This is a genomic window from Sphingobacterium thalpophilum (assembly GCF_038396785.1).
GTDB lineage: Bacteria > Bacteroidota > Bacteroidia > Sphingobacteriales > Sphingobacteriaceae > Sphingobacterium > Sphingobacterium thalpophilum_A.
Map to the genome: position 1 here is coordinate 5728046 of NZ_CP151087.1, position 24522 is coordinate 5752567.

At 38.4% G+C, this 24522-nt stretch carries 28 protein-coding genes; 14 read left to right on the forward strand and 14 right to left on the reverse strand.

All coding sequences use genetic code 11. From position 1 onward, the window contains the following. Positions 1-6: 6 nt before the first annotated feature. From AACH28_RS25310 to AACH28_RS25320, 3 genes are all read right to left on the reverse strand, one after another. Positions 7-1209 carry an efflux RND transporter periplasmic adaptor subunit gene (locus tag AACH28_RS25310; RefSeq protein ID WP_145327061.1) on the reverse strand — a complete coding sequence of 401 codons (1203 nt, stop codon included), beginning with the start codon at positions 1207-1209 and terminating at the stop codon, positions 7-9. 78 nt (positions 1210-1287) lie between these two features. Continuing rightward, on the reverse strand, positions 1288-1887 hold the full coding sequence (locus AACH28_RS25315; protein ID WP_088162102.1) for a TetR/AcrR family transcriptional regulator: 600 nt from the start codon (positions 1885-1887) through the stop codon (positions 1288-1290). 90 nt (positions 1888-1977) lie between these two features. Then, positions 1978-3291 (reverse strand): ATP-binding protein, encoded by a 1314-nt coding sequence (locus tag AACH28_RS25320; protein ID WP_088162101.1) that lies wholly within the window; start codon positions 3289-3291, stop codon positions 1978-1980. Positions 3292-3790: 499 nt separating this feature from the next. Between AACH28_RS25320 and AACH28_RS25325 the strand changes: the two genes are divergently transcribed. The 4 genes from AACH28_RS25325 (at position 3791) to AACH28_RS25340 (ending at position 8188) form a co-directional block, all read left to right on the forward strand. After that, complete coding sequence (locus tag AACH28_RS25325; RefSeq protein ID WP_088162099.1) at positions 3791-4246, forward strand: DUF1572 family protein; 456 nt, start codon at positions 3791-3793, stop codon at positions 4244-4246. A gap of 55 nt (positions 4247-4301) precedes the next feature. After that, positions 4302-4727, forward strand: coding sequence for a GNAT family N-acetyltransferase (locus AACH28_RS25330; RefSeq protein WP_286851808.1), 426 nt, complete (start codon positions 4302-4304; stop codon positions 4725-4727). Positions 4728-4817: 90 nt separating this feature from the next. Next, a complete protein-coding gene (locus tag AACH28_RS25335; RefSeq protein ID WP_145327063.1) occupies positions 4818-7373 on the forward strand; it encodes a BamA/TamA family outer membrane protein in 2556 nt (851 codons plus the stop codon). A gap of 35 nt (positions 7374-7408) precedes the next feature. Continuing rightward, entirely contained in the window at positions 7409-8188 is a 780-nt protein-coding gene (locus AACH28_RS25340; protein WP_145327064.1) for a helix-turn-helix transcriptional regulator, read from the forward strand. A 51-nt stretch (positions 8189-8239) separates the two neighbouring features. Here the strand turns inward: AACH28_RS25340 and AACH28_RS25345 are convergent, their stop codons facing one another. Next, a complete protein-coding gene (locus tag AACH28_RS25345) occupies positions 8240-8902 on the reverse strand; it encodes a DUF1349 domain-containing protein (protein ID WP_313261390.1) in 663 nt (220 codons plus the stop codon). Between the two features lie 267 nt (positions 8903-9169). On the opposite strand from AACH28_RS25345, the gene AACH28_RS25350 reads away from it, so the two are divergent. Beyond that, positions 9170-9778, forward strand: a complete 609-nt coding sequence (locus AACH28_RS25350) for a class I SAM-dependent methyltransferase (RefSeq protein ID WP_313261389.1) — start codon at positions 9170-9172, stop codon at positions 9776-9778. Between the two features lie 10 nt (positions 9779-9788). After that, positions 9789-10697 (forward strand): NAD(P)/FAD-dependent oxidoreductase, encoded by a 909-nt coding sequence (locus AACH28_RS25355; RefSeq protein WP_286736154.1) that lies wholly within the window; start codon positions 9789-9791, stop codon positions 10695-10697. 107 nt (positions 10698-10804) lie between these two features. Here AACH28_RS25355 and AACH28_RS25360 read toward each other — a convergent pair whose 3' ends face one another. The 3 genes from AACH28_RS25360 to AACH28_RS25370 all read right to left on the reverse strand — a co-directional run bounded on the left by AACH28_RS25360 (position 10805) and on the right by AACH28_RS25370 (position 12861). Further along, entirely contained in the window at positions 10805-11890 is a 1086-nt protein-coding gene (locus AACH28_RS25360; RefSeq protein ID WP_341831857.1) for a DUF418 domain-containing protein, read from the reverse strand. Positions 11891-11963: 73 nt separating this feature from the next. After that, complete coding sequence (locus AACH28_RS25365; protein ID WP_341831858.1) at positions 11964-12530, reverse strand: Crp/Fnr family transcriptional regulator; 567 nt, start codon at positions 12528-12530, stop codon at positions 11964-11966. Between the two features lie 34 nt (positions 12531-12564). Continuing rightward, positions 12565-12861, reverse strand: a complete 297-nt coding sequence (locus AACH28_RS25370) for a helix-turn-helix domain-containing protein (RefSeq protein ID WP_198385931.1) — start codon at positions 12859-12861, stop codon at positions 12565-12567. 142 nt (positions 12862-13003) lie between these two features. Here AACH28_RS25370 and AACH28_RS25375 point away from each other — a divergent pair, with 142 nt between their 5' ends. Next, a complete protein-coding gene (locus AACH28_RS25375) occupies positions 13004-13603 on the forward strand; it encodes a nitroreductase family protein (protein WP_145327068.1) in 600 nt (199 codons plus the stop codon). 42 nt (positions 13604-13645) lie between these two features. Here the strand turns inward: AACH28_RS25375 and AACH28_RS25380 are convergent, their stop codons facing one another. From AACH28_RS25380 to AACH28_RS25395, 4 genes are all read right to left on the reverse strand, one after another. Beyond that, positions 13646-14590, reverse strand: coding sequence for an MBL fold metallo-hydrolase (locus AACH28_RS25380; RefSeq protein WP_145327069.1), 945 nt, complete (start codon positions 14588-14590; stop codon positions 13646-13648). A gap of 63 nt (positions 14591-14653) precedes the next feature. Next, positions 14654-17422: a TonB-dependent receptor gene (locus AACH28_RS25385; protein ID WP_145327070.1), complete on the reverse strand. Its 2769-nt coding sequence runs from the start codon at positions 17420-17422 to the stop codon at positions 14654-14656. 117 nt (positions 17423-17539) lie between these two features. Further along, complete coding sequence (locus AACH28_RS25390; RefSeq protein WP_145327071.1) at positions 17540-17920, reverse strand: carboxypeptidase-like regulatory domain-containing protein; 381 nt, start codon at positions 17918-17920, stop codon at positions 17540-17542. Between the two features lie 189 nt (positions 17921-18109). Further along, positions 18110-18478, reverse strand: coding sequence for a DUF1801 domain-containing protein (locus tag AACH28_RS25395; protein ID WP_145327072.1), 369 nt, complete (start codon positions 18476-18478; stop codon positions 18110-18112). 123 nt (positions 18479-18601) lie between these two features. On the opposite strand from AACH28_RS25395, the gene AACH28_RS25400 reads away from it, so the two are divergent. From AACH28_RS25400 to AACH28_RS25415, 4 genes are all read left to right on the forward strand, one after another. Next, entirely contained in the window at positions 18602-19144 is a 543-nt protein-coding gene (locus AACH28_RS25400; protein WP_088162086.1) for a DUF4269 domain-containing protein, read from the forward strand. Positions 19145-19161: 17 nt separating this feature from the next. After that, positions 19162-19719 carry a Crp/Fnr family transcriptional regulator gene (locus tag AACH28_RS25405; RefSeq protein ID WP_145327073.1) on the forward strand — a complete coding sequence of 186 codons (558 nt, stop codon included), beginning with the start codon at positions 19162-19164 and terminating at the stop codon, positions 19717-19719. Between the two features lie 78 nt (positions 19720-19797). Continuing rightward, positions 19798-20115: a multidrug efflux SMR transporter gene (locus AACH28_RS25410; RefSeq protein ID WP_088162084.1), complete on the forward strand. Its 318-nt coding sequence runs from the start codon at positions 19798-19800 to the stop codon at positions 20113-20115. A gap of 160 nt (positions 20116-20275) precedes the next feature. Further along, positions 20276-20746: a hypothetical protein gene (locus tag AACH28_RS25415; RefSeq protein WP_341831859.1), complete on the forward strand. Its 471-nt coding sequence runs from the start codon at positions 20276-20278 to the stop codon at positions 20744-20746. 75 nt (positions 20747-20821) lie between these two features. Here the strand turns inward: AACH28_RS25415 and AACH28_RS25420 are convergent, their stop codons facing one another. The 3 genes from AACH28_RS25420 to AACH28_RS25430 all read right to left on the reverse strand — a co-directional run bounded on the left by AACH28_RS25420 (position 20822) and on the right by AACH28_RS25430 (position 23011). After that, positions 20822-21283, reverse strand: coding sequence for a hypothetical protein (locus tag AACH28_RS25420; protein ID WP_145327074.1), 462 nt, complete (start codon positions 21281-21283; stop codon positions 20822-20824). Positions 21284-21334: 51 nt separating this feature from the next. Next, positions 21335-21895, reverse strand: coding sequence for a hypothetical protein (locus AACH28_RS25425; RefSeq protein ID WP_341831860.1), 561 nt, complete (start codon positions 21893-21895; stop codon positions 21335-21337). A gap of 384 nt (positions 21896-22279) precedes the next feature. Beyond that, a complete protein-coding gene (locus tag AACH28_RS25430; RefSeq protein ID WP_341831861.1) occupies positions 22280-23011 on the reverse strand; it encodes a DUF1080 domain-containing protein in 732 nt (243 codons plus the stop codon). Between the two features lie 681 nt (positions 23012-23692). Here AACH28_RS25430 and AACH28_RS25435 point away from each other — a divergent pair. The 3 genes from AACH28_RS25435 to AACH28_RS25585 are packed head-to-tail and all read left to right on the forward strand — an operon-like array spanning position 23693 to position 24298. Beyond that, entirely contained in the window at positions 23693-23815 is a 123-nt protein-coding gene (locus AACH28_RS25435) for a hypothetical protein (protein WP_257786997.1), read from the forward strand. A 27-nt stretch (positions 23816-23842) separates the two neighbouring features. Further along, positions 23843-24220 (forward strand): hypothetical protein, encoded by a 378-nt coding sequence (locus tag AACH28_RS25440; RefSeq protein ID WP_075993229.1) that lies wholly within the window; start codon positions 23843-23845, stop codon positions 24218-24220. Then, a complete protein-coding gene (locus tag AACH28_RS25585; protein WP_075994865.1) occupies positions 24221-24298 on the forward strand; it encodes a potassium-transporting ATPase subunit F in 78 nt (25 codons plus the stop codon). It abuts the gene before it with no gap. The last annotated feature ends 224 nt before the right edge of the window (positions 24299-24522 follow it).

The following is a 24522-nucleotide window of genomic DNA, read 5'->3' on the forward strand; positions in this document are numbered from 1 at the left end:
CTAATATTATAATGAATTGATGCTATCTCTTGATAAGGCTTGTGGTGTAATTTTCTGACCATCCTGAAGCAAGTCAATGCCTTTGTAGACAATTCGATCTCCGGCATTTAGTCCTTTACTTACCAGATAGTTTGCACCACTTTTTCCAATGACAGTAATAGGCTGTTGAACAACTTTATTTTCTTTACCAACGGTATAAACGAAGATTTTATCCTGCATTTCAAGGGTAGCAAGCTGCGGTACCAATAATGCTTGTTCATACTTCTTCTGTAGTCTTACACGCCCCGTATTTCCATTGCGTAAAACTCCCTCCGGATTGTTGAACGTTGCACGAAGTGTAATCGCACCGGTATTTTTATCAAACTGCCCGTCCACCATATCTATTTTTCCTTTCTGATCATAAATTGTCTGATCCGAAAGAACTAGGCTGATCGGAGGGAGGTTGTGAAGCTTTTGTTGTAAGTTGCTCCCTTCTGTATTGTTTTTGAATGCAATAAAGTCATTTTCTCCCAGTGAGAAATAAACATGAAGATCTCTTACATTTGACAATGCTGTAAGTGGTTGTGCGTCTGTAGGACCAACCAAACTCCCTTGCTTGCGCTGTAATCTACCGATGTATCCTTCGGCTGAAGCCCGTATTAGGGTATATCCGACATTGATTTTTGCGGTTTCAACGGCCGATAGTGCCAATTGTACGTTTGCTTTAGCGGCATTACGCGCACTGATAGCTGTTTTTAGCTGGAAGTCTGTCAGTACTTTGGTATTCACCAGCTTTGTTTTCTTTTCGACTTCTAACTCCGCATTTTCCAGACTAGCTTTTGCTGCCAGCAAATTTGCCTTCGCTTGGTTTAATTGTTCCTGATAGGGGCGGTCGTTTATCTTGAAAAGTGCTTGACCTTTAGTTACTTTGGCTCCTTCATCGACATAGATGTTTTCCAAAATTCCCTCTACCTGAGGTCTGATCTCAATATTGGCGGAAGCTTCAATAGTCGCTGGATATTCCTGGTAAACGGTCTCGTTACCGTTCTCGATGGTAACGACCGGAAGGTTAACTGGTGGTGGATCAATGGGTTTACTTGTTCCGGTTGAGCAACTGTATAGAAAGATTGCACTCAACACATATGCTGTCTTTACGATATTAATTCGTTTAACACTGTTAAGTGCTGGAACGTAAATCTTTTTAAGACTTGGTGATAAATTTGTTTTCATGTGATATTAAAAATTGAAGTTTTGGTGTATTTAACGGTGTTAGATTTTTTAACGTTGTATTTTTTGCTGTAAAAAAATTTAGTCAGTCAGGGAGCGTGTGATGCCGTAAATAGCATCCTTTAATACTTCTTGATTGGTATTTTCGCCATTACCTTGGTTTACCAGATTGATCGAAATCAATCCATGTATAATAGACCAGTAGGTGAAATACTTTCTACAGATCAATTCTTCGGATGGATTTTTCTCTTTCATGATTTCACGGATGACATCACTTATCAATTTCCCATGGGATTCTGCACATTTATACGTTTTTTCAAATCCACAACAGGCAGTTCCCACACCGAACATTAACTGATATAATTCCCGTTCTTCGAAGGCGAAATCCCAATAGCTAAACCACATTGCTTCCAATTGCTTCTCCAGATCGGTTTCAGTTGATTTGGCTTGCTTTACTTTTTTGGCAAGCAGGAGATAGCCTTGGTTGGCAAGTTCCATCAAAATGGCATCTTTATTGGCGAAATACTCGTATATCATGGGGGCAGTATATTCAATGATATCTGCAATTTTGCGCATACTCAGGGCTTGCCATCCTTCTTCTTTGACGATTTGGAGCGCAGCATCTAGAATATTGGTTCTATTTTCATCTTTGAGCCGTTGTATGCGTTCTTTACTACCCATGCTAATGTGTAAATAATTTAACAGTGTTAGGCAAAAGTGATACTTTTAATTTTATTTATTGACATCTAAAAGTCATTAAATAAAAAGGCCTTATTTTTTCGGTTTGGAAGAAGCGTTTTCAGGGCTTGCAGCAAGGGTTACAATCTGTTTTATGCGATTCTTTTCTTTCTCAGTTAGGGGAAGTGCCTGTTCGATGATAGGGAGAATTTCCGTACTTTTTTCCGATTGTAATAACAGGTCGATGAAACCAAGATAGGTGCGGATAAGGTCTGTTTTAATGCCGAAGAAAATGCGTGGATCTACAATATATAATTCCTGTACTAATGCTAACAATAGGTTTTTTCTTTTTTTATCCTCTTCCGAGTTGTTGTAGGCGGGTAGTAGGCCCTTTCTTTCAAGATCTGTTAATTTTACAGCGACAGCGTGCTCAAGTACATATTTTTTTTGCTTTCTATCGAGTAAATCACGTAATTCAGCAAGTAAATTTCGATAAATAACTTGTTTGGCTTTCCCCGAGAAAAGATTATCTTCTGTAGATAGGAGGATATCTTGTTGTTCGAAATGATCAAAGAAAGTAGATTCCACATAGACAGAGTGGTGGAAATTGATCGCGTTATTATTGAAACTGCTAAGTACTTTGGCAATTTCCTTTTTATCACTATTAAGAAAATAATAATAATATCGATCACCAATTTGCTGGTTCCAGCGAATGTAATTGATGGTGAAATGATAAGAAGTATCACGATCCGGGCTATAGCCTGTCCACGAAAGCTGGTCTGTCTCCTGGATTAAATGATCATAAACCAACAGCTTTCCATTGACGCGTATGGCGTAATCCCTTTCCTTATTCAAGTAAAGAAACCAACCGAATTCTTGTGCGAGGAAATTGTTAAAGTCATCGCTTTCAAAAACAGTAGCATTAAGTCCAAAAACGCCTTCAAAAGTAACTTGTGTTCCTGTATTTTTATGTCCTACCGGCGAGCTTTCACTGATATCGTATTGCTCTTTACTTTCGCGATCGATTTGAATTCGGTAGTTTGAGAAATATTCATCCTTCTGAAAAACAGTATTCCAAATTGCACGCGTTGCAAAAAGCGAGAAAGAAAATCGGCCCTTTCCCTTTTTTCCTCTTGTATAGGAGCTGCGTTTGAGGCTGTTCTTTTTTATAGAATCCAAAAAGTTTCCAAATGAGGAAGAAAGTGTCTCTAGGGGTATGCCTTCACCATTGTCCTGTATGCTTATACGATTAATGTAGCCTAATTCATTACTGTCTATGGAGAGTTCGATCTGTGTGGCTTTTGCATCAAATCCATTCCAGATATATTCAGCAATGGCATGTTTAGGGTCTTTGGGAAGTCCTGCAGATTCGATACTTTGGTTGGTTATTTTTGTGCTCCTCTTCATCGTAAAGGCGGTTTAGCTTAAAACTTGTAAAAAAGATGGAAATAATTTGGTCGATTAATTCCATTTCAATGTACACTATTTTTTAGATCTCTTGATTAAAAATGTGAAAAAATAAGCAAGTCCAAATAGATAATAGGATCGAAAAGAAGACAAATAAAATTGAAACTACTTCGATTCTCAGGTTCAATTGAGCGTTTGCCGCCAATATATTCATAAAAAGGAATTGGAAAGCCCAATCTGTCATTTCCATCGGATGGACTATCGCATTTAGCGAAGAGAATGGTGGCCGCAACTGTCATTACACTAAAAATTACCCAAGTTTTCTTTGGGGAATTTGAAACTATCTTCATGGTTACTGGGCTTTAAGTAGTTTAAAATTACATAATATCATGTGGAGATGTATACTTTTCATTCGTATACATATGGCCATTGACGGCTAAAGTTGATGTGTTGATATAGAAGTTGCTTTTTTGGTAGAAAATATACCTAAATTTAGTCTATGCTTATAGAAACTTTAAAAAACCTTTTCCGACGGGACTTAAACAGGCTGCGTGATGAAATTTCTTTGTACAAACAGGAAGGAAATATATGGCTTATTGAACGTGATATTTCCAATTCAGCTGGCAACTTATGTTTACACCTGATCGGAAATCTTCAAACATATATTGGTACTGAAATAGGCAAGACTGGGTATATCAGAGATCGAGCGGCTGAGTTTTCGTTAAAAGACATTCCTCGAACACGATTATTAGATCAGATAGATGATACGATTGATGTGGTTACACGTTCTCTGGATCTGTTGTCGGAGGAGAACCTTCTTGAGATATATCCCATACTCGTGTTTGAGGAAAAAACAACAACGCAGTATTTGCTTGTTCATCTGACCACCCATCTAACTTATCACCTTGGCCAAATAAACTATCACCGGCGACTGCTGGATCAACCTGAGGTATAGTTAATGTATTGGTAAACCTATTCTTGTTCTACAACATAGGAAACAAATTTATAGTATGGACATAAGAAAAGCGGTATTATCTGATGCTCCGGATCTCGCAACCTTGACCGAACAGCTGGGTTATCCAGCCGATATTGAAGGAACGAAAACTATTTTGGAGGATCTGTTGCGGAAGCAGGAGTATGCTGTATTTGTGGGGATTATTGACAATAAAACAGTTGGCTGGATTCAACTTCATCAGGTCATCAGTATGGAGACTGGTGTTTATGTAGAAATCATTGGCTTGGTTGTCGATGAAGAATATCGAGGTCGGGGGCTAGGCCGATTATTATTGCATGCGGCATCCGATTGGTCTAGGTCCCTCGATTGCTACCGTTTGCGTGTAAGATGCAATATCATTCGGACCGAGAGCCATAAGTTTTATCAAAATAGTGGTTTTATACTAAAAAAGGAGCAGAAAGTTTTTGATTCTTTGCTTTAAAAGGTGAACTTTAGCCCAATTAGATATCGAGACCATCAAACATTCTACCTGTATCGACTGTTGATTTCTCGAAGACCCGACTTAGATAAAATGAGAAGAATCTTTACATTAATTGCCTGTTGCTGTGTTTTTAATTCGCATGCACAACGTATGGACAGTATTACCACGGTGATCGCACCTGAATATGACCGAGTGGGTTTACTGCATCGATTTTGGCTTGGAGATAGTTACCGTAAATTATATAATACTCCTGTTAAGATGCGTGTGATGGATCTCGCTACAGAGCGGGGCGGGCTTCAGATTGTTAAGTTGGGTGGTGGCATGCAGACACAGTCACTTCGACTGGTAGATTCTATGGGTAGGGAGTGGGTTCTTAGGTCTATTCAGAAATACCCTGAACGTAGCCTACCGGAAAGCCTTCGAAAGACATTTGCAAAAGATATAGTACAAGATCAGATTTCGATACATCATCCATTTGGTGCATTGACCGTTCCGCCATTTAATAAAGCCTTAGGTATTCCTTCAGCTTCGCCAGAACTGGTTTTTGTAGGAGATGACCCTAGGTTCGGCGAGTATCGTGAGGTATTTAAAAATAGGGCCTACATGTTTGAGGCGCGCACCCCTTTTGAGGATCAAAAAACAGATAATAGCGCAAAAGTAATGCGTAAAGTGTTGGAAGACAACGATACGCAAATTGATCAGAAGCTCACACTACGTGCGCGGATGCTCGATTTTACGCTTGGGGACTGGGATCGTCATCAGGATAATTGGCGTTGGGATCCCGAAAAGGAAAAAGGTAAAAAGATCTATACTCCCGTCCCAAGGGATCGGGATAAGGTATATTATAAAACTTCGGGGGTATTTCCCACATTACTTTCCTATCAATGGCTGAAGGCTCATTTGCAACCCTTTAGTCCACATATTCGAAATGTGCCCCATTGGAATTTTAATGCGAGTACTTTTGATCATTTTTTTCTCACTCATCTTACAGAGGATGAATGGATTGACGAAATACAGTTTGTTCAGAAAACACTGACGGATTCGTTGATTCATCAAGCGATGTTAACGATGCCTGATACAATTGTGAAAATGAGTGCGAATGAATTGGAAACAAATATTCGTTCAAGAAGGGACGAGCTGATGGAAAGCGGACTGACCTATTATCGATTTCTTGCGCGTGTCGTTGAACTACCATTGTCCGCTAAATCTGAATTTGTGGATGTCGATTACAATAAGGATGGCTCGGTCACTGTCAATATCCACAACAAGAAAAAAGATGGTACCGAAGGACGAAAATTGCTAAAACGCACCTTTGTACCTGATCAGACCAAAGAAGTTCGTATATATGGCATATCGGGCACTGACGAATATAAGTTACATGGATCGGGCAAATCGCCCATAAAGATCCGGCTAATTGGGGGGGATGGACAGAATCTATATCGTACAACTGATAAATTTGCCAATGGTAGCAAAGTTTATATCTATGATGGTAAAAATCAGGTGCCGGGTGCTATGCAGGTTGATGATGCTATTCATCTGAAGTTGAGCAAAGACAGCGCTGTCCATAAGTTTGACTATGAAAATTTTATCTATGACCGTAAAGGGGTCGTTTTTAACCTAGATTATGGGGTTGATCGTGGACTTATTTTTGGACTGGGGTATATGATCGAGAATCAGGGGTTCAGAAAGAAGCCTTATGCCTATCGGCATCAGTTTCTAGGCAGTTATTTGACCGGTCGCGAATCATTTATGTTTGATTACAAAGGGAATTATAAAGATCTCATTGCAGGGCATGATCTTTATATTCATCTTTCGTCCCTTGGTCCCAAAAACCTGAGTAATTTCTTTGGATATGGAAACAATACTATTTTCGATAAATCGGATTCAAAGCGCATTTCGTATTACCGAAATCGATTTGATCTTGTGAGCGGTGACATTTTTCTGGAAAAGTACCTAGAACCTAAATTCAAGGTGTTCTATGGATCTTCTTCCGAATATTATACGAGTAAAGAATCGAATAATGTTGGACGTTATTTTGAGGAATTCCATCAAAAATATCCATCGGAACCTATCTATGGGAGTAATTTCTTCACTGGGCTTACTGGCGGGATAGATTATGATACACGTGATAATATGGCCAATCCTAAATCTGGAGTACACGTACATACCAGGCTGGGCTGGAATGCTGAAATTGGAGGGGAGGGCCGCAACTATACAAAATTGCAGCATTCCATGAGTTTTTATAAAACGGTTGCCGATAACTATATTACTTTCGCAAATCGTGTGGGATTTGATGCGGTATGGGGAGATCCCTATTTTTATCAGCATGCGCAAATTGGAGGGGAAATGAGCTTAAGAGGGTATAATTCCCGACGGTTCACTGGGAAAACAGCGCTTTATAATAATTTTGACATGCGATTAAAATTATTTAGCTACTCTTCTTATATCGTCCCAGGAACAGTCGGGGCAATTGGTTTTTATGATGTCGGAAGGGTATGGATGAGTCATGAAAATTCCAATGACTGGCATATGGGGTACGGCGGTGGAATTTATTTTATGCCTGGAGACCTGCTCACTATTCAGGGGGTAATTGGTTTTAGTAAAGAAGCAACATTGCCTTATCTTCGGGTTGGACTTTCTTTTTAAAGACCTAAAATGAAGCTTTTTAAGTGTGAAATGAAATGAAATCGGAGATCAAAAAAAAATTAGATAAGAATTTTTCGGAGCGTGGACTACGAAATAGCAGCATTGATTTGTCTGTGCTAAAACACTATAAGAGTTACGCAAAAACTTTTGCCGACATTCATAATGGTATAGCTGTACTGAGTGACCTGACAGCGAACTGGAGTTATACATATTTAGGGACAATTGCGGAGCGACTTCATCTTCCTGCAGATGAAAAGAAACTGGAAATAAACGGTATTTGGGAAGATTTTCTTCTCGAACGTGTTTACCCCGACGATTTGGCCATCAAGCATGCTTTGGAGCTTCAATTTCTTGACTTGGTCAAAAAAATGGATCTGGCGGAGCGATTTAATTATCAAGCAAACAGTGTCCTGCGGGTCGAGGGGAGAGAGGGGCAAATCATGCAGCTGTCCCATCAAATTTTTTACTTGGACACCCCGGGACCGGAATTTCCACAGTTGGCTTTATGCTGTTATACCCTATTACCAGAAACTGAAACATCAGTCAATCTCCGAAATTATATTCTCAATCAGGTAACGGGCGTGGTTCATCACCTGGATGGTTATGGCGCAAAAACTTCGATTAGCACACGCGAGAAAGAAATTTTAAGCTGTATCAAGGAGGGAATGATTAGCAAGCTAATTGCCGAAAAACTAGGTCTGAGTATAAATACAGTTAATCGGCATCGGCAAAATATACTCCAAAAGCTTCGTGTACGAAATTCATATGAAGCAGTGAGTGTGTTTAACAAGATGCAGCGGGATCATACTGACTAGATTTAAGACAACGCCCACCTGAGGCAGCCTTATAGATGGGCGTCGGTATTTTTAGTTTGAATTATTCTCTTTCAGCCATTTGCTTCGACGTTGGTCTGCAAGGTGTTTGATCGTAAAATAATCAAATTTGGCCTGAAAGCCATTGCCGTCTGGTGAAGCTGCCATTAGACCGACCATAACAGGGTGATTATCCTGTAGCCAGGCATTTCTCATCATAATATACTCCTTGTCATCAAAGGAATAGAAAAATTCTACAGCATCTAATCGACGTATCGCTTTGATCCAGATGTAGGAGATTTCCTTATCGATCGGAACAATGCTCCAATCACTTGTTTTATGCGTAACGACTGTACTTAAATTGTATTTTCCGTCAACAAATTCGATTCCTGCTTTTATATAGTTTTCATGATCAATGCGTAGCATAATACCTGCTTGATCGAACCGGGTTTGATAGTTCGCCGAGATCTTCGCCTTGACTTCAAACTCTCCCCCGCGTAGCGTATAGAAAAAGGGCGCGTCATCTACTGTAAATCCATAATGAGAGATACGCCAATAATCGCTTTTAGGCGTAACAAACATCGAAAGCGAATTGTCTTTGATGTTCCATTCTGTTGGTTCGTTAAACCAAAGCATCTTATCCAATTTTTGTGCACTGGCCCGTATCGTAAGCAATGGAAATAATGAAGCTGCTAAAAATGTCTTTATAGTTTTCATGTTTTTGTTTTTGTGATGATATTCATTTTTCATCAGCAAAGATATTTAAGCATAGCACAGGTTTTCAATACTGATAAATAACCATGATTTCAATAATTCATCCTATTGTAATTTATTTGCAATTTAATTGCATTTAATGTTTTTGCTACATAGTTGCAATAGTGAAAAATACTATCTTGGCTGAGTTGACTTTTAATCCATTGTAGTACCGAATTGGTAAAGCTAACAGGATCGATTTCAATTTTAAACAATATAAGCAACAGTAGTATGGAATTTTGGGAACGTAATTTTATAGAGAAGCAAGAAATGTGGGGGTATGAAGCCGCAAAGTCTACAACGTTTGCAGTAGGCTTTTTTTTGGAACACAACATCAAAAATATACTGATTCCTGGGTTCGGCTACGGTCGCAATGGTCGCCCTTTTTCGGAAAACGGAATAAAAATTACAGGCATTGAGATCTCGAAAACGGCAATAGAGCTCGCCCGGAAATCCTTTGGGGCAGATACGGTTATCCATCATGGTTCGGTTAATGAAATGCCTTTTGATCAGGATATATATGAGGGTATATTTTGTTACGGGCTTATTCATCTATTGGATGCTGAAGAACGTAATGCGTTAATCCAGCATTGTTTTGACCAATTGGCTGAAGGAGGTTATATGATTTTTACGTCCGTATCAAAGCAAGCAAGCATCTACGGAAAGGGGGAGGCCATAGGCACTGATCGATTTGCAATGTTTGGTGGAGTACATATGTTCTTTTACGATGTTGATTCCATTCATGCCGAATTCGACCCCTATGGATTAATGGAAATTAGGGAAGTGGAGGAAAATTTTCCATTCTACTTCATCATTTGTCAGAAAAGGATTAATATTTAATAATGTATATATGAAAGATGATAGAAGCTATGAGGTAATTATTGTTGGGGGAAGTTATGCGGGGCTTTCTGCAGCGATGGCATTGGGACGTTCCTTGCGGAATGTGTTGATTATCGATAGTGGGCTACCTTGTAATCGACAGACGCCGCACTCCCATAATTTCATCACGCATGATGGTGAAAAGCCGCTCAGTATAGCGAAAAAAGCAAGGGAAGAAGTTCTGAACTACCCGAGTGTCAAGTTCCAGAAAGGGCTTGCTGTGAGCGGCACGAAGACAGCTACAGGGTATGAAATAACCACCGAAAATGGGGACGTTTTTCAGGCTAAAAAGCTCATTTTTGCGACTGGTGTGGAAGATATTATGCCTAGTATACAAGGATTTTCAGCCTGTTGGGGAATTTCGGTTATCCATTGCCCATATTGTCACGGTTATGAATTTCGAAAAGGAAAAACTGCTATTATGGCCAATGGAGAGCGTGCACTTCATGTAGCGGGATTGGTCAATAATCTCTCGAACGACTTAACGCTATTGACTTCGGGTAAGGCTAGTTTTGATGTTAAGCAGAAAGCAAAACTGAAGTTACACGGTATTTCGATTATTGAAGAAGAAATAGGTAAAATCCAGCACAAGAATGGATGGGTTCAGCAGGTACAATTAAAAGACGGTCGTGAACTTGCCTTTGATGCTGTTTATGCGGCCATTCCTTTCAGGCAACATTCGGCTATTCCTGCCGCACTAGGTTGTGAAATAACGGAACAGGGACATATCAAAATAGATAATTTTCAAAAAACTTCACTTGCAGGAGTTTTTGCCTGTGGAGATAATTCTAGTATGATGCGTTCGGTGGCGAATGCTGTTGCGACAGGAAACCTAGCTGGAGCAATGGTTAATAAAGAACTTGTCGACGAGGTTTTTTAGTGGCCGCATTGATCGGTTTTCCGGCTGTGATCGCACTTTGTTAATTTATCAGGAAGTTTATATCACAAAAACTTCCTGATGCGTAAATGCTGTCTTTAAGCGTGTCCCTAGTTCGATGCTTGTCTTAAAAGAAATTCAAATGGACCGTTCTTAAATTTTTTTGTCCAAATTTTGCTAAAATAATAGCTGCCGATAAAATAGGTCGATGATAGGAAGAGAATCATCCCTGGTGATAAGGTTGCTTGTTGGTCGATTACTTGATGAAACACCCCCTTGCTGGCCAAAAAAGAAAATAATAAGATGCCCAATGTTAAATGGGATATATAATGCGTTAATGTCATCTGGCCAGTTTTCGCGAGACAGTTGACAAATGTATTGGGAGTAATAAAGCGGCTAATGTACATGAAGGTGCTAATAAGTAGCAGGCTAAAACCTATTGTACTGATTAAAAATGGAAGTACCGGAGGAAGATAATCCGCATTTAGAAAGGAGTAAGCTGTTATGCCAATGAGGTTTTGAGGAATACATTGTGCAATTTGTACTGCCAGGTATAATACCAATCCTATGAGAAACAGTTTTTTTTGAACGATGACGTTGGTCCAGTCCAGTTTACCCAGGTACATACCGATCATGAAATAAGACATCCATGGAAAAATAGAATTCCAGCCATTATATAAAGAGTTTCTGATAAAACCCTTTAGGCTCCAATTGTCGATATAAGTTAGTGTATCAAAATTCCATCCAGTTTCATAAGGAATTAAAATGAGCAAAAGATGAAAAATGATCGCGAAGAAAACTGCTCCATATATGTAGTATTGTTTATCAACGAATAGCAAGAAGGAGGCGATAAACATGTAAAATCCATAAAAGTGAAGGATATCTGCAGGCCACCAAATAGATAATAATAATCCGAGAACAAATAGAAAACCTGCTTTTTTCTGCACAATAGTCTTTAGTTTAACTTGTTCTTGCGGAGAAGCGTAAATAGATTTTTCTGTTCGCAAAGTAAGTCCCATGCCTGATAGGACAACAAATATTGTACTCGAATTACCGCTAAAGAGCGTGAGAAACTGACCTAGCCAACTGGTATGTTGTGGATCTCCAAGAACGAGATTAAAATTGACGATATACATCCCAAAGATTGCGTAAGCTCTCAGGATATCAAATCCTAAAAATCTGATTTTTTCTGCCATGATAGTTGATTTTCAAAATGTACTGCAAATTTTGAAAGATGTACTGGTTTGGCATTTGACTTAAATCAAATAATTAGATTTTTGTGCGGACCCTGCTTAATGTTTCCAGGGAAATTCCCAGATAAGAAGCAATATAGGTAAGCGGTATATGGCGTATGAAATCTGGTTGCTCCTTAAGGAGTAGCTTATACTTTTCCATGGCGCTGAGGGTGTGAAATTCAAAAAGACGCTTTTCTAACCACATTGTATAGTATTCTGTCATTAAAAGATCGAGTTGAATGAGTTGAGGATGATTTATTTTGAGATACTGAAAGGCGTTTTTATCCATACACGAGACAGTAACGTCTGTAATTGCCTGAATAAACTCCCTGCTAGGCTGATTCGAAACATAACTGCTAAAGGCGACTGCGAGATCATGTTTAAAAAGTAGCTCAGTCGTTACTTCTTTTTTCTCATTCATATAGTATTTCCTCGTAATACCTTCCTCTATCCAAAAACTAGTCTTACAGACCTCACCTTGATATAAAAGAAATTCGCCCTTTTTGTATTTTTTGGTTTTGGAAATGGCCTGTAATGCTGAGTCTGTTTCCGCATCAAAACCGTCAATTAAAGTATTGATTTTTTTTAGATGCTCATTCATTTTGGCTGATTTGAGTGATCGAAAGTTGCTGATGTTACATTTGTTGAATCCGTTCGGTCCGACCGGCTGTTTCTCTTCCCCATTCTGCGATCGACTCAAGTAGTGGAACAAGTGTTTTCCCGAATTCTGTCAGTTCGTAATCTACTTTCAAAGGAGCTTTGTCGGTATGTACTGTACGCTTTACTAAACCATCAGCCTCAAGTTCCTTTAATTGTAAGCTTAATGTACGCTCTGTAATTAAGGCGCATTCTTTTCTCAGTTCATTATAGCGTTTTTTTTCAATTAAATGAATCAAAATCACTGCCTTCCACTTGCCGCCTATGTATTTCATAGTCAGGCTGGTACTGCATGGGTATTGTTTGTTGTCTATCAAATACATCTGTTACTATCAAGTTTGACCGTTATTGCAAATATATAACACTATATTTAAGTTTGCAACTATAAAAAATATAGTTAATTTAATCTTGTATGTTATGGCTTTTTTAGAAATTGCAAAGCAACGTTACACAACGAAAAAGTATAATTCAGAAGCGCTAATTCCGGAGGAGAAAATCGCTGAATTAAAGGAAATAATCCGATTGAGTCCATCTTCCATCAATAGCCAGCCATGGAAGTTTTTCTTTGTTTCTTCTGCGGACATGAAACAAAAACTCGCTGCCGCATCCTATTGGAACGCACAGAAGATAAATGAGGCAAGTCATCTGGTTGTGTTTAGTGCACTTACCGATGTAGATCGCTTTGAAGAGCAAATCGCAAACACGCTTCCAGAGGGATCGATTAATTACTATAAGCAATTTTTGCAGTCGAAAGGGGAGGTCCATGTTCAATCCTGGATGAAGCAACAAGTGTATCTTTCTTTGGGATTTTTCCTTGCAGCCTGTGCTGCAAATCATATTGACGCAACCCCAATGGAAGGAATTGAAAATTCCGTCTACGATGAAATACTGGAACTCGATGGCTATCAGACGCTGTTTGCAGTTGCTATTGGCTATCGACATGTGGAGGATGCAAATCAGCCTGCCATTACCGCAAAATCACGCTTGACAATTGCAGATATAATTGAAGAACTCTAGGTAAAAAAAGATGAAACCACTATCGGTTTCATCTTTTTTACATTAGTTTAAACTTATCTTTTTGCCCTGTTCGGGGAAAATATAATTTACTTTAAGTGGATTATTCTTGAGCAATTCGTTTTTAATGATTTCAGGGTTGTTACCAGTTGGTTTTCGGTGTGTGACCACTATGCTTAGCCCTTCCAAGTTTTTCAGTCCCGTTTTTTCTTTGAGCTTTAGCAGTTCTTCTAACAACAAACTGGGGGTTAGGTGACCAAAGAGTAAATTTTCCGGTTGATTATTTGGAAAGGAGACTTCAATCAATATACTGTTTAATTGTTTGTTTTTGATCAGTGGGGCAATGGTATTCCAGAGCTTATCTAGCTGATCGGATTTTTCCACCCGATCGGCACCGGTATCACCAAGGTAAAGGAGATAGTGGTTGTCGTAGTGGACGAGGGCAGCACTACTTTTATATGGATTTACATGGCTCAGCTCGTATGCCGTCAAAGATAATGTCGTATTTGGTACTTGCGTTTCCAGCCCCTCTTGTAAACTGTTGTAATGATACTTTCCTAGTATGGGTTTTTGGCCCTGGTCGCCAAAATTGATCCAGGTATCCGTGATAAAATAGTGATTTTGTAGAATTTGAAGGACCGGATCAATAGCAAAAATGTTCTTTTTGCTATCGGCAGGAGAATTAATAATAAGACCCGATAAATGATCGAGATGTCCATGGGAAATGAAATATCCCTTTATTTGGTTATGTAAAATTGTTTCGACCGAACCATTTAGACTTTTCAATGCAATGGCTTTTCTGATGCCTGTATTTATGGTTCCGGCATCGAGGCAAAGGAAGGCCGTGTCTTTTGGAGTTCCTACTAAATAAGCAGAAAGATTGTCTTCTTGTTCGCCACCATATATTCCCAGCGGGACAAGGTCAAAATGCTGTGCATGACAGGTCATGGTCACAAGAAATGTAAAAATGGAAAGCGCTAGTTTTTTCATGATTATTAAACTAAAAACCCATCCTTTATTATAGGATGGGTTCAAATTTACACTATTTTTTGTTTATTGGTTGAATCGGTAACGTACACCCAGCTGAATTCTCCAGCGTGAAGTTTCATCCACACTGTTCGAGAACGTGTTGGTTAAAGGAATCTGATTTGTTGCATCTAAATACGGGAATGAGAATGTTGGTTGTCCCTGAGCATTCGATCCTTTGTAATTTAAGATACCGTTTGCTTTGTTGGCAAATTGGGCAACTCCCCAGCTTTTGTTGATCATATTACCGAAATTAAATACATCAAAAGTAATCTGCAATTGATGTTTCTTTCCGCTGGTATTTAAAAACACATCTTGCGCGATACGAATATCCAGTGTTCCGATCATTTTTCCTACCAATGCGTTACGTTTCGCGTATTGGCCTCTGTGTGCATTCAGGTAATTGTCCTGATTAATGTAGCCGTTCAATTGAGACCATAGTTGATCAGCTGTCCGAGTGTCTTGCGCATTGTCGCCAACAAGAGCAATTTCAGCTTTACTATTCGGGATATAGATCAAGTCATTGCCCGACAAACCATCATTATTCAGGTCACCGCCATAGGTATAGGAATAACGAGGCCCATCCTGTAGTTGATAAAATAAGGAGAATGTCGTTCCTAAATGATCCAGGTATTCTTTACGGTAAGAGAAGTTGGCAATAAATCTATTTTTAACCAGATAAGTTGAATAAGAAAGATCGGCACTATTTGGATTGCCCGAAACATAACGATCACGCCACATTGACTGCGCAATAGATCCTCCATCGTTCACAGATCTTGAATCTGTATAGGTATAACCGATATTTGCAAAGAAACCACCTTTGAATTCTTTCGATAATGTTCCTGTAAGGGTGTAGCTATAGCCTTTTGATGTATTGGACATCACAATAGCGTCGGAAATGTTAGGATTTTCAGGAGTCGGTTGTGCGGCGCCATAGATACGTGGTGTTGTATAGCGCATACGGTTATCGGCACCAGCTAAAGCTTTTCCGTCCGTCGTATTTAGATTGACGTTACGGAAATAAACCGAATTGATATCTTTCGAATACATGGCTTCAAAAGTACCAATAACACCGCCCGGTAATTTTTGGTCAACGGCAAGGTTCGTTCTCCAAAGCTGCATAAATTTGAAGTTATTATCCGTTACCGCCAAGTTATAACTGGAGTTGTTGGCTGCAGTTTGGTGGTTCACGTTGCGATAAGCATCCACATCAGGTGTAAACGGTCTATTTGTTGGATTATTGATGGATTCAGAACCAAACATGACACCATTATTGCCGGCCTGATTAGAAATCCATACTAATGGCGGACGACCTGTAAAAATTCCCGATCCACCACGTACCTGCGTTTGATTTGTTCCATTGACATTCCAATTAAATCCAATTCGCGGCGACCAAAGAATTGCACTCTTTGGATATTTTGATACATCGATCTTTTCACCTTGATCAAAATTTAACTTGGTTACATTATCATTTTTCAGATCATTGGGAGATGATATGTTCGTCAAATCGGCTCTCAATCCAGCAGTCAATTTAAAATGCTCATTTACAGCATAGGCATCCTGTGCATATAGGCCAAACATACGTGCTGAAATCTCTGCATAAGGAAATGATCCATCAGGTAAAACAGAATACTGGATTTGGTATTTGGTTGCGTTAGAAACATTATTTTTTGCAGAGTTGTAGAAATCATCTAAACTGGCAAATGTATAGGCTCCATAATAGTTCGGGGCAAATCCATTGGTGGTTTTGTAGTTTTCAAAATTGGCTCCCAATGTAATCTCATGTTTTCCGGCATAAATATTAAAGTTGTTTGTAGCTTGAAATACCTTCGTCTTTAAACTATTAAATGCTGTAAATGGTTCGTAACCAAATGCTGTCATGCTACTACCGTCGGGGTTCATGATGTCTACCAAAGGAAATGGCTGACCACCTTTGGATTCCCTAAAATCGTTCATGACATTGTAACCTACGGTCAATGAATTTGAATATTTGCTACTGATACGTGTGCGTAATTCTAAATTCACATTGTCCATGTTGTTGTTTATACCGTAGCCTGCTGAGCTGAAAGGTAGGCCAAGGTTGGACGGTTGCCGATTATTTTTTGGCGCACCACTATTGGATGGTAGGATGTCGCGATAGGAACGAAAGTAGAAATATTTGGCGCTTAAAGTATTTTTTTGATCGATATTGTAATCTAATTTAACGGAAAATTTGTCACTGCGTGTATCTAAAGGATAATCTTGATAAGATCCAGGATTATAGCCGATCGATTTTAGGTAGTTGGCTAGATCATCAAGTTTCTCCGCAGATACGGTTGAAACATTCGGCCCCGTATTTCCTCCACGTGAAGCTATAAAATTTGTTCCTGGGTCTGTTCTTCGCTCAAGCTCACCGCTTGCAAAAAAGAATAGCTTGTTTTTGATAATTGGCCCCCCTACGGTAAAACCATAGCCTTTCAAGCTGAAGTTGTTGACAGGTGCTCTTAACCCGGCCGAATTGTATTTGTTGACTAAATTTTGATTTCTGAAATAATAATTTAATGAACCTTGTACTTCGTTTGTACCACTTCTTGTTACAGCATTAATTGCAGCGCCGGTAAAACCATTTTGTCTGACGTCATAAGGAGCGATGTTTACTGAAATCTCCTCAAAGGCGTCCATATTGATGGGTTGCGAGTTTGTTTGACTTCCGATAGTTCCCTGTAATCCAAAAGCATTATTGAATAGCGCTCCGTCGATCGTAAAGTTATTTGCAAGGTTGCTTCTCCCTGCAAACGAAGGATTACCGTATTGCATCGAAAATTGAGGCGTCAGTTTGACAAAATCTGTAAAGCTTCGATTGAGTGTAGGTAGATTTTGAATCGCTGTTCGGGAAATGTTTTGTGCTGCACCTGTTCGGCCGGAGTTGAAGACTTATCCCTGTCTCGTTCCTACAACGACAGCTTCATCCAGCACTTGCGATGCGGACTGCATCTGAATATCTAATGTTGAGCTTTGTCCCAAAGCTAGTTTCTCGATCTGTTTGATATTGGGTGAATGACCCAGATAAGTTACGGTGATTTGATAAGGGCCACCAATTCTCATATTGGGGAGATTGTAGCGACCGTCACTTCGCGATGAAGTAACGTACTTTGTCCCAGAAGGTAAATGTATGGCTTCAATTGTCGCCCCATTGATTGGCGAATTTCCCTCTCTGACGGTTCCATTCAGAGCAGAGGTGGTTTCATTTTGCGCATAGGTAAGTGATGTACCAATTGTGCTTAGCAAAATGCTGGTAATCAAATGTTTTCTCATTTGTTTTGTAGCTGTTTAAATGACTAGGTGATTTTTAAACCGCGATAAAGGTAGGAGAGTATTATTGATTTTGTGTTAAGTAAATATTATTTAAATATTTCCACAATCGCTGCTATATGAGGCCTTCATTTGGTAATTATATAGGTTATCGTTTAATGGTTGATGATAGGTTATTTCACTGGTTGATGGCTATTTTTTAATTTTAATTGTGCCATTGCGATAGAGGTTTAAGGCGGCCGTCAGAATACTTTCGATTGTGTCTATCGGAAGATCTTCCTGTGGATCAATAGGCAATGTTTTCATCCGAAGACGCTGACCTGCTTCCAGTTGTACCTGGTCCAAATGTTTACCTTCAACCATCAGTAGGTACGGAAATGTAGTCCGTTTGTCGGTCCAAAGGTAACAGAATGCTTTTTTTCTATAGCAAAAGCAAGGCATACCGTACTTTATGGTCTCACTCACATCCGTATCCTGTTGAAGGATAATATGTCTTAATGCTAAAAGACAGCTTTTATTTGGTTCTTTCTGGTTCAGATAGAAATGTTGGATCTCCTGCATATGAATGATGTGTTGCAAATAAAGATACAAGACTTATCCTTTTTTATATGATTTAGTTACAATTTTCTTTTGTTGTTTAGTATATTCTGACCTATTTTGTGTGATCGAATTATCGATTTGCTTATGACCATAAATTTTAGAAATATAGAGTATTTGAAGAGTGGAAATAAAGTGCAAAAAAAAGCCTATCGGTTACTGAGGGATTATCAGATTATTAACCGTCTTGAGGGCTACAGTCCGATTGTAGTTGGTACGATACCGATTCAGGTAGATATTGATGGGAGCGATATAGACATTATTCTGTGTGTAGATGATTTTGATGCTCTTGAAGAAAAGCTGTCTCTTAATTTTTCGCAGCATGCACATTTTCGGTTACAGCGGGCTACCGGTCATGTAATCGTGTGCAGCTTCTCGATTGAGGAACAGCTTTTTGAAATTTATGCGACGGATAAAGCAACTGAAATTCAGAATGGATATTTACATATGCTTAAAGAGCATGAAATCATTCAATTGAGGGGGGAAGAATTCGCTGAGCAGGTCAGACAGCTCAAAAGGAGCGGGGTAAAAACTGAGCCGGCATTTTGTCAGCTATTGGGAATTGAAGGCGATGCATATACAGAACTTCTAAAGTATAATCCAGCAGATAATTCGATAAACTATGAATGATTTTAATCTAAAATAGTATGAATCCCCTAATTGAACAATTTAAAAAATATGGCTATCTCAATGAAGCGCTTGAGAAAGCGGTAGAAAATAGAACTCGTTATTTTTTTAAGAAAAAGGGTGAGCATTTTTTGAGGGAAGGGCAGCATTTATCAAGCTATTTTGTTTTGCGTAAAGGACTGATTCGTGCTTATTTCTTAAAAAATGGACGTGAAATGAACAGTTGGTTTGGTGAAGAAAACCAGATTTTTGGATCGATTTTGCCCGTTTATACTGAAAAGCCCTCTTTTGAAAATATTCAGTTTTTGGAAGACTCCGAGATCTATGCAATTTCTGTGGACGATTTGAATGAATTGTATAGGATTTATCCTGAACTAAATCTTATAGGCCGAAAGATTGCTGAGGAGGTTTGTATTATTCTTGAAGAACGGATTATGTCCCTGCATACCGAATCTGCAGTAGAACGATATCAATCTCTCATCCGCCTACAGCCAAATTTGTTAAATAGAATTAATCTTGGCCATATTGCATCATATTTAGGAATTACACAGGAAACGCTTAGCCGGATACGGCGATAAGTACACGATTTTGATATAAGTCAAAAAATGCCCCTTATATAGCGATTATCTTTGCTTTAGAAATTTAAACTATTGAAAATGAATTGGATTGCATTGATTATTGCTGGCATTTTTGAAATTGGCTGGCCGCTCGGATTAAAAATGGCTCAACAGCCAGATTCAAATAAATTTGGTTGGATTCTATTAGCTATTGTCTCCATGAGCATTAGTGGCGGATTATTATTTTATGCTCAAAAAGCTATTCCTATAGGTACAGCATATGCCGTATGGACAGGTTTAGGGGCAGTGGGCACATTAATGGTCGGAATCTTTTTTTTCGGAGATTCGGCCAATGTATTTAGACTCCTGTCTGCAACATTGATCGTCGCAGGAATTATTGGCTTAAAGATTTTTTAAAAATACTGGAAATGTTATTTATCGCAGTCTACATAAAAAAATAGAATGTGCGCTCAATTTTCTTCAATTGGATTGTTAAAAATATATAAAATCTATTTTTTTTAGTCTAAACTCATTAGAAGAGAGTAGGTTGGGATGATTTTTGCTGCGCAATTAAATTATGAGGCAAGAACTAGCTGAAAAAATAGAATTGTATAGTAAAAGGTACGGCCTATTTATGCGACCGGAGTATATTAGCTTTGCTCGGGATACAACAAGGCTGTTGCTTCGCAACGAATGTCTCCGTGAAGGTGATATAAAAGCTTATCAAGACTATATTGCCTCACATTATCCCGAAGATCTTCCCTGGGAAATGAAACAATTTCAGGAAGCGACCAAAGCATTGGAGCGCATGAGTAAGGAGACGGCTATTGCATGGGTGAATGCGCATCGAATCAAAATTTTTGAATCCGACATTTTTATCGATGATGAAGATTCAATTCTGCGCCCCATTCAATCAAAAGATGAAGACATGTTTCGCTATAATTTTAACGCCTTGGAAGAACTTATCTACAATCACCAAAGACCGGACGACTTATTTCGGCGGAATAGAGATTGTTTTTGGATAGATACAAGAATTGACTGGCGGTAGTTTACTGCTAATTGAAGTGTGGTTTCCCAAGAGCTATCTCGTTCTCCGACGAATACCTCTTGGGAAACTTTTTTATTATTTGGATTCTGCGACAAAAATTTCATTTTCTTGTCCAATGACCACAGTAGGAAACTTTTTGTTGAAGTCAATCGCAATATCTCCTTTTCCCTTTTCGCCGTCTCCGTTGGAATCCCAATCTAATGTTACGTAGTATTTTATGGGCTCAGCGTCACTGACTTTAGGCTGGATGAGCTTAAGGTGATTTTTAGGTAAATCGAGTTTGAGATCAAAAGGTATTTGGTTCGCTGTAAAACTCTTTTCCAGAATCATTGTAGCTGGTACATCTGCTATCTGGGCCGAAACTGCATACAGACGAATCTTGCCCGTTGGATTTTTAACTGCAATAGCATTTGTTGATTGAATTTTTACGGAAAGACCAGTTGTATCCGTATTCATTTTTTTCGTATTTAATGTTGTTGAACAACTGCTTGCAGCGAGTGCGACAGCAATTACTGATATTGTAAGTTTTAACATCATATTTTTTTTGTTTGTTTTGTTTTAACTGTTAATGAACCAAAATTGGATAATTTACAATTTGAAGGATATCCCGACATTTGCAATCCCAAGGTAACCGAATCCAAATTCGCCATAGACACCTAGTTTATTGCCATAACGAATGGCTATCGGTGTAAATTGATAGGATAGCGCACCGAAGCTTTCTCTATCTTCTTTTTGTCTATTGTTAAATTTTGCATAGCCCAAACCTCCTTTTCCATATAGTTCAAGTTTAGTTTTATTCAAATAGCTATATCGCATATTCAAAAGCCCCCCAAAAACATTCCATTTTGAATCCCCAAGATCATCTTTGTAAGAAACCGTATTTTTACCATAAAATCCGTCGATGCCTATAGACAGTCTTTTGTTTAAATTACGTGAATACCCGGCAGTAAATGTGCCAGTTCCGCTGGAATGTTCTACTTCTCTTCCGAGTAAACCCATAAATATTCCCTCACCGAGCATTGTACCGATCTCTTGGACCGGAATAAGTCCATACCCCACTCGAATTTCTAATTTTTTTTGCATGTTTTCTTGCCCATATCCTTCCAACGAAATCAAGGAGACTAGGACGATGAATATAATTTTCTTCATTAATATAGTTAAGTCAGGATTTTATGTGACTTACTATAGGTAACGTTTTTGAAATTTAATTCGCTACAATTTATTTTACATAGTATTTTATTTCTTATTTAATTCATATTTTGATTTTAAATTCTTTTTAACATACTAAAGGCTTGTGAAGTTTTTGGGGTGTATAAGGCATCTTTTTCAAATCAAGGTGCAGATCCTTTATTAAGGACTGAATGTCTAGCGATGGGAGAGCTTAACTCCTGACGGATTTCATTGGCAAAGACAGTCGACAAAAGGCGGGGATTGAAAGCGGAACAGGAAGATAATAGGAGGGTTAAAGCGGGATGATGGGGCTGAGGCTATTGCATAAAAAAAAGTCCTTAGCATTTGCTAAGGACTTTTTTATTATAAGGTTTTTATTTTTAGGTTTCTAAATGAAACACCTCTGGACCAATCCTGTAGTGCTAATTTCCCACTAATATGTTTACCAAACTCTGGATAATCTTTGAAATTACTATGTTTTACCAAATCTTTCCATTTAGCGGAATTAAAATCCATTTCAGCAGTGATTTTACCATTCAGGTAGAACGTTACCTTTCCGTCTTTCTGAATAATACTGGATTCATTCCAATCATCCTGTGCTTTAATATTGACAAAGTTCTGCTGCGGTAGAAATGTATAAAGACAGCCGGAACGCTTTAGCGGCTTATCAAAATCAGGATGGGAATCTGCTAACAATTGATATTCTGGTCCTGAATGGTAGGTCGCATTGATATCCGGTCTTTCCTGTACATTGACAAAAACGCCACTATTTCCCTCTTTTTCGAGCTTCCATTCAAACTTAAACTCATAATTTTTATACTCTTTGTCCGATACTAAGTCATATTTTTGGCTTTCCCTGTTTGGATTGCAGTAAATAGTCCCATTTTTAACGACCCAGGCTGTAGGAGCATTTTTACTATTATTGTAGGTATGCCAATTGTTAAGCGTGGTACCATCAAATAGAAGTTGCCAGCCGTTACTTTGCTCTTCTTCTGTTAATGTATTCGGACTGCTTTTTTCATTTTGACAGGAGAGTAAAATACAGCCCATAAAGACCGATAAGATGATTTTTTTGAAAAGGTTTAAGTTTATCATTGTTTTTATTTGTATAAGTGTCTCTTTAATAAGTTTTCCCATTTAATATGTATCCCCTAAAATAATTTTTAATATGAACTTTTGGCGATAATTTCATGTTACTTTGCAAATTTGTTACATAGTACTTCTGCTAATACTCATTCGGAGGTTCACCTATTCTCCTATTCATTTATGAATTTTTAAAACATTCTTTTCCGTCATTTTATAGAATAGACTGGTTCAAGCCCTCTATGTTTTTTGGTCACCTTTCAAGTATAAATGACAAGTTACACATTATAATGATTTGATCACATTTTCAGCATAGTCATTCTCATTTTGATAAAATAACCTTATCAAAATGATAGGATTCGCCAATGCTATTTTGTGGCTTATTTTTTATAACATCTGAATAACAGTGTGTTATGATGTTTTATGGCATAGTGGAACATTGTTTGGCTTATTGGGACAAATGAATGTAAATATGAAAACAGGACGGAAAAGAAAAGTATGTGGCAAGAGTCCTCCGAGAGGGACGATCGGTAAAGCTGCTGGTATGTAATTGAGTTTAACAAAATGAAATCGCGATTCACTAATAAAATTTAACAATGGTAATAACAATCATACTCGTCATAACTGGAATTTTGTTCTTCTGGTTATTCTATAAAATGGTCGATTTTTTCGGCAAAATATGAAAGAAATAATATGAAAGAGAAGCAAGAAAATAAAGGCAGAAGTTCCGCACATAATTTATCGGGAGACCGTATAGCGAAGATCATAGTAGTGGTGTTGATTATTGCAATGATTTTTCAACTCTATATCGGTTAGATTTTGAAGTATAGTTTTACGCACAACATGAAAAAATTAAATCAATACGGTGCAGGTTTGTATATGGCGCTCCATTATAAGGAAATCCGATCAGAGATTAATTTCTTATTGCGGAAGCACAATTTTGCAGGAGCCCTACAGGCCGTTATTAATCACCTTCGGAGCTTAATTATATTGCAAAGTACGGACAAAATTTGCCAGCATATTCATTTCCTCGGAATGATTTATGGGCGAGGAAACCATTATGTCAAATACATTCTGGAAAATCTCTTTGTAAGATCTTTAGGAGGTCTTCGGCGCATCAGTTCGGTCAATGCATGGGCGGTAATCGAAGCTCAGCTACCAATACCATTTTTAGAGGTCCTTAAAGGACAACAAATTCATAATCTATTAATATCAAAGTAAATGACAGCTTTATTTATTGTAGCACTACTGGTTTTTGCATATATCTGTTATGTACTTCTAAAGCCAGAAAAATTTTAATAACAAGATTACTCATTCTCTATCGTCGGCGATGAAATCCCGCTTTCAGTCAGTTCTTTTCGTGTTACATAGCGAAAAGAAGAGCTTGAGGTTAGATGACGATCGGTCATGATACACTTTTTATACAAATCAACTAAAGAAATGAATACAGAGATTCTTGGAATCATAGTGATGTTCATCGTAACATTACTACTCGGACTTCCCCTTGGGAAATATATAGCTAG

Excerpts from the sequence above, each read along its gene's own strand:
- AACH28_RS25310 (WP_145327061.1), bottom strand. The coding sequence starts at position 1,209 with ATGAAAACAAATTTATCACCAAGTCTTAAAAAGATTTACGTTCCAGCA.
- AACH28_RS25315 (WP_088162102.1), bottom strand. The coding sequence starts at position 1,887 with ATGGGTAGTAAAGAACGCATACAACGGCTCAAAGATGAAAATAGAACC.
- AACH28_RS25320 (WP_088162101.1), bottom strand. The coding sequence starts at position 3,291 with ATGAAGAGGAGCACAAAAATAACCAACCAAAGTATCGAATCTGCAGGA.
- AACH28_RS25325 (WP_088162099.1), top strand. The coding sequence starts at position 3,791 with ATGCTTATAGAAACTTTAAAAAACCTTTTCCGACGGGACTTAAACAGG.
- AACH28_RS25330 (WP_286851808.1), top strand. The coding sequence starts at position 4,302 with ATGGACATAAGAAAAGCGGTATTATCTGATGCTCCGGATCTCGCAACC.
- AACH28_RS25335 (WP_145327063.1), top strand. The coding sequence starts at position 4,818 with ATGAGAAGAATCTTTACATTAATTGCCTGTTGCTGTGTTTTTAATTCG.
- AACH28_RS25340 (WP_145327064.1), top strand. The coding sequence starts at position 7,409 with ATGAAATCGGAGATCAAAAAAAAATTAGATAAGAATTTTTCGGAGCGT.
- AACH28_RS25345 (WP_313261390.1), bottom strand. The coding sequence starts at position 8,902 with ATGAAAACTATAAAGACATTTTTAGCAGCTTCATTATTTCCATTGCTT.
- AACH28_RS25350 (WP_313261389.1), top strand. The coding sequence starts at position 9,170 with ATGGAATTTTGGGAACGTAATTTTATAGAGAAGCAAGAAATGTGGGGG.
- AACH28_RS25355 (WP_286736154.1), top strand. The coding sequence starts at position 9,789 with ATGAAAGATGATAGAAGCTATGAGGTAATTATTGTTGGGGGAAGTTAT.
- AACH28_RS25360 (WP_341831857.1), bottom strand. The coding sequence starts at position 11,890 with ATGGCAGAAAAAATCAGATTTTTAGGATTTGATATCCTGAGAGCTTAC.
- AACH28_RS25365 (WP_341831858.1), bottom strand. The coding sequence starts at position 12,530 with ATGAATGAGCATCTAAAAAAAATCAATACTTTAATTGACGGTTTTGAT.
- AACH28_RS25370 (WP_198385931.1), bottom strand. The coding sequence starts at position 12,861 with ATGAAATACATAGGCGGCAAGTGGAAGGCAGTGATTTTGATTCATTTA.
- AACH28_RS25375 (WP_145327068.1), top strand. The coding sequence starts at position 13,004 with ATGGCTTTTTTAGAAATTGCAAAGCAACGTTACACAACGAAAAAGTAT.
- AACH28_RS25380 (WP_145327069.1), bottom strand. The coding sequence starts at position 14,590 with ATGAAAAAACTAGCGCTTTCCATTTTTACATTTCTTGTGACCATGACC.
- AACH28_RS25385 (WP_145327070.1), bottom strand. The coding sequence starts at position 17,422 with ATGCAATACGGTAATCCTTCGTTTGCAGGGAGAAGCAACCTTGCAAAT.
- AACH28_RS25390 (WP_145327071.1), bottom strand. The coding sequence starts at position 17,920 with ATGAGAAAACATTTGATTACCAGCATTTTGCTAAGCACAATTGGTACA.
- AACH28_RS25395 (WP_145327072.1), bottom strand. The coding sequence starts at position 18,478 with ATGCAGGAGATCCAACATTTCTATCTGAACCAGAAAGAACCAAATAAA.
- AACH28_RS25400 (WP_088162086.1), top strand. The coding sequence starts at position 18,602 with ATGACCATAAATTTTAGAAATATAGAGTATTTGAAGAGTGGAAATAAA.
- AACH28_RS25405 (WP_145327073.1), top strand. The coding sequence starts at position 19,162 with ATGAATCCCCTAATTGAACAATTTAAAAAATATGGCTATCTCAATGAA.
- AACH28_RS25410 (WP_088162084.1), top strand. The coding sequence starts at position 19,798 with ATGAATTGGATTGCATTGATTATTGCTGGCATTTTTGAAATTGGCTGG.
- AACH28_RS25415 (WP_341831859.1), top strand. The coding sequence starts at position 20,276 with ATGAGGCAAGAACTAGCTGAAAAAATAGAATTGTATAGTAAAAGGTAC.
- AACH28_RS25420 (WP_145327074.1), bottom strand. The coding sequence starts at position 21,283 with ATGATGTTAAAACTTACAATATCAGTAATTGCTGTCGCACTCGCTGCA.
- AACH28_RS25425 (WP_341831860.1), bottom strand. The coding sequence starts at position 21,895 with ATGAAGAAAATTATATTCATCGTCCTAGTCTCCTTGATTTCGTTGGAA.
- AACH28_RS25430 (WP_341831861.1), bottom strand. The coding sequence starts at position 23,011 with ATGATAAACTTAAACCTTTTCAAAAAAATCATCTTATCGGTCTTTATG.
- AACH28_RS25435 (WP_257786997.1), top strand. The coding sequence starts at position 23,693 with ATGAAAGAGAAGCAAGAAAATAAAGGCAGAAGTTCCGCACATAATTTA.
- AACH28_RS25440 (WP_075993229.1), top strand. The coding sequence starts at position 23,843 with ATGAAAAAATTAAATCAATACGGTGCAGGTTTGTATATGGCGCTCCAT.
- AACH28_RS25585 (WP_075994865.1), top strand. The coding sequence starts at position 24,221 with ATGACAGCTTTATTTATTGTAGCACTACTGGTTTTTGCATATATCTGT.